A 4,342-nucleotide genomic window follows, 5' to 3' on the forward strand; every position below is an offset into this window, starting at 1 on the left:
TTTTCGCTAGTGAAGAGGCCCCATCTACTAACCAATTCGCTCCAAAAATTAAAGCAGCAAATCCAATAATTATTAACAATAATGAAATCACCATGTTGTTTTCTATCTATTTTAAAATCCACCACAATTATGACTGTGATATATTTTAATGTTATTACTTTTTGCTAAAACGTGCACAAATATAATTGAAATAGCTATTCCGATAAGTGGAGAAAATTCAATGGTAGGTTCAATTATATTATGAGCCTAATTCAATTATTAAATGAGTTCATTATTAACGTCAGATAAAATATTTTTATCTTCATTTTATATTTTTATTGTGCTATAGACCTTGTTGTAGTACAATTTTTTCACAACCTTCAAGATCTTCTAATGCATCATTTAGTGCCCCAACTGCATAATTCATTTTCTTAATAGCTTGATTTATATAATCCTTTGCATCAGATAAATGATAACCTAATTGTTCAGGGTCATCTTCATAAGAGGCACGTGATAATTCACTTATTGCATATGAGATTTTCCTTTTCGAGTCATAAAAATAGTCTTCTGCATCATCAGCTTGATCTTCTGCTTCTGTGCACTTCAGATCTGATGCTTCATCTGCATCATCAGCTTCGTCCTCAGCATATCCTAAATATCTTTTCGCACTTGTCAAATATCTTTCTGCATCACTAGCATATGATTGAATATCATCAATTGAATTTGTGGTATAGCAATCGTCAATCGAACTTAATGCGTATTTAATTTCTTTGAAAGCATCTTCATAATAATCGTATGAATCTTCAATCTGTTTTTTGACTTCTGAAACTTGTGCGACAGTTGTCGTGAAAGAAAACATCGCTATTAATATTGTAATTATTTCTCTCATAGTAATTTTTATATACGACAATGGTCCCGGTTAACGCAAGTTGGCGGAGTATGGGACGCGGATTTGTCGGTTTAGTGATTTAATAATTGATCAAGTTAATTATTTTCCTTTCTATCCGTGCCTCCTATTTGCGATAACCGTAGTTGGCAGCTGGTAAATTCGACCAAACGGGACTTTCATTTCTACCTGTAGTATTTGTGAGATTAATACGCTCTTTGGTAGCAATATTAATTTTCCAAATATTATAGTTACCCTTGTTACCTGCTGTATAAACAAGCCACTTGCCATCTGCGGACCAATCTGGAGAATAACATTCAATGGAGTCATTGGTTAAATTATATAGATTTGTCCCATCAGAATTCATTATAAATAAATCCCAAAAACCTTTGTTACTTCCATAAAATGCAATCTCTTTTCCATTTGGTGAAAATTTGGCTCCAGAATCATAACCAATTTTATTAGTTAATCTTCTCACATTCTTAGTCCTTAGATCCATTATATGAATTTCGCCGTTTGCAGCATGTGTTGTATCTAAAGAATCTCGTAATTGTCTAGTAAATAAAATTTCTCGACCTGTAATAGACCAACTGGGACTTTCTTCATAATACTTGTTTTGTGTTAAAGGTTTAATATTAGAACCGTCCTTATCCATTAAATAAATATTCCTCGATAATGAATCTCTTTCGCTCATAAATACAATTTTCTTTCCATCAGGGGATATTTCTGGAAGAATGTCAGCTGCTAAATGATTTGTTAAGCGTTTTAAATCAGTTCCGTTTGAATTGATTGAATAGATTTCTGGGTTACCATCTCTTTTAGAATAGAAATAAATATTTTGACTATCGCTACTCCAGGCTGGACTAAAATCTAATGAATCATTCTTGGTAATATTTCTTAAATTCTTTCCATTAATATCCATTATATAAATCTCAGAATTTCCATCTCTGGCAGTAACGAAAGCAATTTCTTCTTTAGTTAGGACATTTTCATTCGTGGTCTCTTTCTTATCTTCTTTGCAAGAAAAGAAAACCAAAATCAGTAAAATATATTTTAATGAATTCATAACATCGGTTGCTAATGCCTAACGGTCTTGTTTAGCGTAAGTGGCGCGGAATATTGACGGCTACTTGTTGGCTTTATTGATTTTATTTGGTAACTAAAATAACATTTTTAGCAGATTTCTCGCTATTTTCTGCTAAACGAAGTTGTGCAACGTTTTTTTAGATCTTCACTTTACTTTTAAATAAAATATTTCGGCAAGCTCAATTGCGCACCCCCAAGCAACGGTAAAACCCGCACCTCCATGACCATAATTATGAAAAACATTGGAAAAATTTTCATCAAAATCAAAACGAACACAACTTCTTTTGGGTCTCAGCCCTACAATTTCTTCGAATATTTCTGGTGCTTCTTGCGATAAACCACCCATTAAAAGACGCTTAAAAATTAATTTGGTGTCGCTTAGCTCTACATTGGTATTCCAATCGTTTTCGTAATCTGTACCACCAATTATGCAGTCATCACTACGGTTAATTAAATAACTTAATGCTCCTTTTTTTTGTAGAATCGGCATAAGATGCAATATCCATTTTACTACAACGTAAAATTTGTCCGCGCATGGGCTGTAAATCCTCATCATTGCATAGTTCTTTCGCTCCTAAACCCGTACAGTTAACAGTCAAAGTATTTAATATTGATGCATCATTAAAGCTCGTGATTTTTTGCTTTTTTAAAACGCCGCCATTATCTATAAATTGGTTGAATAAATAGGGCAAATACAAATGTGGTTCAGCTAATGGAACTATTGAAATGTGGGCTTTTTCTATTCCCTTTGGTAATTCAGTAGGTAGGGCTTTTCTAACGAAACCTTTGGGTAATTGATGTATCCAATCTGTATTGCTTTCGTGATTGTATGCGGTTATTAAAGGTATAAAGGACACGCCATTTCCTTCTTTTTCATCTGACTGATATTCTTTATAGGTTAGTGATGCCCATTTGTTAGCTTTTTCTTTCGGATGAATTTCAAACGGAAACCAAATAGCACCTACTTTACTAGATAAAGTTTTATTAAAAGGCTCATTGGCGATTATAGTAACCTTGAAACCTTTTTCTTGTAATTTAATGGCGGTCGTTAAACCGATAATTCCGCATCCGATTACTTTTACTGATTTCATAATTTCATACTACTCCTTATGCATTATTTAGAAAGGCACAAGCTGGATTCAATGTTACACAACGGTATTTGTTAAGGCAAGTTGTGGGAGTAGGGACAGCTTCTTCTAGGCTTAGTTGGGTGTTAATTGATGACTAAAGTAACACTTTTTCACCTGACTGCCGCTATTTGCGCTTAACTGATGTTGTGCTTACGTTATTTTATAGTTCATTATTAAGTTTTTTATCTATAAGTTTTATTGTCTGATTACCTTGAGTTCTAACATTCTTAATATAATCTCTTACTTTGTAAGTGTATGAAAGTTCAAGATCAACCAATTTCCTGAATTCTGGAGAATTAAATGATTCCAACATTTCAACTTGGTCAAATTTGGATATATAATTAGGATTCTCTGTGTTAAATGGTCGTAATTCTGAGGTGTAATTTGAGAAATGACTTGAATGTACCTTTGCCCGTTCCTTGACTGCCTTTAAATAACCATAATAATTTGCAATGGAATTTTTTATTGAATCATTGTTTATGAGTTGGATGTTTCCAGTATTTATAAGTTCATCGTAGGAATTTCTCTCCCCAAAAGTATGGCCGCCTGAAAATACACCACCGTAGGAAACGGTATTTAAAAACGCTAGTGTATCCTGAATTATCATATTATTTTCACAAAATTTCTTTGCTGACTTTAGGCTTTCAATTTTTTTGTCTAACCTATTAATCACTAAAGCTTGATTTAGTTCATTATTTCTCGCTAACTCCTTTTTAAGATGTTTTAAAATTTTTGTTTCGTGTATTGCATTAAGTCTATTTTGATTCCAATTATTTATTTGAAGTGCGATCAATATTCCCAATACGACAAGTACAATTTCTCCAATGGCGTAAATTAAATATTTTTTAAATCTATTCTCATCAAGTAATTGTTGACGAATCTTCCTAAAGAAATTTATCATGAAAAGTTGGTTTCTCTAAATATATGATTTTTAAATGATTGGCTTATTAAAAAAAGGACAACGGTTTTGTTTAAAACAGTAGCGTGGAGTAAGGACGTGAACTTGTCGGCTTAGTTGTTTATTACTTAGTGATTAAAATAACACTTTTCACGTTACTGCCTTCAATTTGATGTTAAACGATGTTGTGTAATGTGCATTTATCTATAAACTTTCTTATAAGGATGGAATTTTGTAATATTAAAATAGTTTTAGCGTTTTTATTATTAACACTTTAAAATTCTTATTTATGTTTAAAAGTCAATTTTCTAAACTTGTAGTTTTATTTTTTTTTCTCATTCTTGGTATCAATTAGTGTTGGAT

The 4,342-nt window shown here is 32.1% G+C and carries 5 protein-coding genes; all 5 read right to left on the reverse strand.

Translation table 11 applies throughout. From position 1 onward, the window contains the following. Positions 1-322 precede the first annotated feature (322 nt). Positions 323-868 carry a hypothetical protein gene (locus ON07_RS13780; RefSeq protein WP_010232635.1) on the reverse strand — a complete coding sequence of 182 codons (546 nt, stop codon included), beginning with the start codon at positions 866-868 and terminating at the stop codon, positions 323-325. Positions 869-992: 124 nt separating this feature from the next. Next, positions 993-1,931 carry a TolB family protein gene (locus ON07_RS13785; RefSeq protein ID WP_010232637.1) on the reverse strand — a complete coding sequence of 313 codons (939 nt, stop codon included), beginning with the start codon at positions 1,929-1,931 and terminating at the stop codon, positions 993-995. Between the two features lie 165 nt (positions 1,932-2,096). Beyond that, positions 2,097-2,441, reverse strand: coding sequence for an FAD-dependent oxidoreductase (locus tag ON07_RS17500; protein WP_262486230.1), 345 nt, complete (start codon positions 2,439-2,441; stop codon positions 2,097-2,099). Next, complete coding sequence (locus ON07_RS15715) at positions 2,398-3,042, reverse strand: FAD-dependent oxidoreductase (protein WP_262486231.1); 645 nt, start codon at positions 3,040-3,042, stop codon at positions 2,398-2,400. Before ON07_RS15715 ends, ON07_RS17500 begins: the two co-directional genes overlap by 44 nt. A gap of 199 nt (positions 3,043-3,241) precedes the next feature. After that, positions 3,242-3,982 (reverse strand): DUF6090 family protein, encoded by a 741-nt coding sequence (locus ON07_RS13795; RefSeq protein ID WP_010232639.1) that lies wholly within the window; start codon positions 3,980-3,982, stop codon positions 3,242-3,244. Positions 3,983-4,342: the final 360 nt, after the last annotated feature.

It is taken from the genome of Gillisia marina, from assembly GCF_000258765.1.
Taxonomy (GTDB): Bacteria; Bacteroidota; Bacteroidia; order Flavobacteriales; family Flavobacteriaceae; genus Gillisia; species Gillisia marina.